This window comes from Nitrosomonas sp. (assembly GCF_019635155.1).
In the GTDB taxonomy this organism is placed as follows: domain Bacteria; phylum Pseudomonadota; class Gammaproteobacteria; order Burkholderiales; family Nitrosomonadaceae; genus Nitrosomonas.
The window spans coordinates 1-2148 of record NZ_JAHBZY010000046.1; the positions used below are offsets into that span (position 1 = coordinate 1).

Genomic DNA, 2148 nt, shown 5'->3' on the forward strand with positions numbered 1-2148 from the left:
ATGGCTCCTGCTCGAGGCAAGTCTACGAAGAGTGCAAGACTGGAGGGTTTTCTCCGGCGGCGACAAGACGAAGTGGCTTGGTCTGCAGAGCCGTCGGGAAGCACGAAGTGCGGGTTGGAGGCGCCGGGCGGGTTCGAACCGCCGCATCGCAGTTTTGCAGCTTGCCCGAGGGCTCTACGACCGATGATGATCAACAGAGACGGACAGAAAAGACTGGCTAGAAATATCAATAAGTTATGGATCTTTCTTACGCCCTACCGAGACTGACTAGGATTCCGAACCGGGAGCAAAATCGGGAGTGGAACCGGGAGTAAAACCGGGATCAGGATTTTTACCTGTCAATACGATTGAACAGAGACTTCTGAAGCACTCGTCTGTGGGGCAAATTGGCTCGCTCAACGACACCGTGTCGAACTAGCTACCGGTCCTCTCTCGCTAACGCATCGGCTCTTCGGTGGCTTCCCGGTATGAAGCCGTATTGCTCAACTGTGCAGCATGAATCAAGAAGAGTTTATATTCAGGTGCCGGTGTTGATAGCTTCTTTAAACTTCCTCGTAGCATATCGGCTTGCTGCTGTAACAGTATCGGCGGGGTTGTTGCAGTAGGCTTCCATCACTTGAGGCCATGATAAACGCACCTTTCCGGTTTGGCCACGCAGCAAAGGACGATCGGACTCTCTTTTTTGAGGGTCTTCGATTAAGAGATCATCAAACGCTGCTAATGCACGGTAATTCTTTGAGAGGACCACCCAATAATAAAAAAGACCGAAGAAGCTTACTACGGCACCTAGTACGGTATCCTTCGGATGTGCAATTAGAACTACGGCATGAGAAGGGGGCTGAAAATTGAAACTGCCAAATAGTAATCGCTCATCTATCAAAATACCACAGCACTTCCCGTCCGTATCGCCATGCAGAATAAATCTTCGAATCTCATTAAAATCTGCACTCAGCACAGGGAATCGCAGTTGAGCGAATCTTTCAAACGCTACTTTAGATGCCAAGCGCCTCAAAGGAAGTCCTCCCAAATCAATGGAAAATTCGGCCACTGATTCAGGTGGTGCGATGCCATGCAAATCCCTGTCTATCCACCGAATCGATGGGTTTTGCGTCGACATTTCCAACTTCTTAGCTTCGACTTTCTCAGGGGGGCCAAAAAGCGAATAACTAATTTTCCCTCCTTCATCTTCAGTTTTATGGATGATTACTGAATCGATTTCACCATGCTCATCAAGCCAAACGTCCTTTGTCATACCAGCAAAACTCAATTTTGCTCTTACGCGTACTACGTCGCGAAATCGGCCTCGAATGCCCCAAACACTTCGGAAAAAGGCAAAGGATCTAAGAATAGGATTTTCAACATATTGATTAATATGCTGGTTGCACTTCAAACAAACCGTTTCAGTAGTGGAGAGAACGCCACCTAATGCATATGGAAATATATGGGCATCGGATGGCCGTTGCTCTGACTCGCTACAACTGCAGTAAATGCAAGTGAATGGCATCTGTATGTCACCAGGTAAGAGATAAACACTATCGGGGAAGAGCTTGGATTTCAACATGCCTACACCTGAAATTCACCTTGGCATAGCGTTCAGACTAATACTCAACCGCGGTGTCCTACTTTGACCATATAGATCAAGTGAAGCGGGGGCTGCGCCCCCGAGCCCCCCGGCCGTCCGGCCCCGGCAGTCCGGAGCGGCCGGCGGGCCTTCGTGGTCAGCATATTTCGCGTCTAGTTGATAATCCTGGTCAGAAAAAGTCTTCATCTCAACTCTGCATAGGCCACTAATTCACCAAGGGGGACGGCCAAGCTAGCGCATCGCCGTCACCATTTGAAAATAACCCTGCATTTCCTCCCTCTCACCCCCTGAGAAGCCAACAGGTGGTGACAGGGTGGGGCCATATAGAGCCTACAACTAAGTATTAGAAGTAAAGATTTGTGAGTACCAGCATAGAAGTGACCACCTGTTCCCAGGTGGTCACCGTGTTCTGGAACGTGCGAGCGAAATAGACTAGCGACTGAGAATATCGAGGATTTCATCCAATGGTCGAATGGTCCCCAACAGGAGAGGATCACCGAAACGCCTGTTATGACGGTTCTCCTTGACCTTGAGCAATCCAGTCACAAGATTGTTGAAATCATCCA

The 2148-nt window shown here is 49.1% G+C and carries 2 protein-coding genes; one reads left to right on the forward strand and one right to left on the reverse strand.

Annotation, left to right across the window (positions count from 1 at the left end; translation table 11 throughout):
- Window positions 1-221, forward strand: a 221-nt coding sequence (locus tag KF839_RS14745; protein ID WP_292918588.1) for a hypothetical protein, incomplete at its 5' end; no start/stop codon positions are given.
- Window positions 222-517: 296 nt separating this feature from the next.
- Here the strand turns inward: KF839_RS14745 and KF839_RS14750 are convergent.
- Window positions 518-1561 (reverse strand): HNH endonuclease, encoded by a 1044-nt coding sequence (locus KF839_RS14750; protein WP_292918589.1) that lies wholly within the window; start codon window positions 1559-1561, stop codon window positions 518-520.
- Window positions 1562-2148 lie beyond the last annotated feature (587 nt).

What these genes read in the sequence shown, in the direction of transcription:
- KF839_RS14750 (WP_292918589.1), bottom strand. Translation starts at nt 1,561, where the DNA reads ATGTTGAAATCCAAGCTCTTCCCCGATAGTGTTTATCTCTTACCTGGT.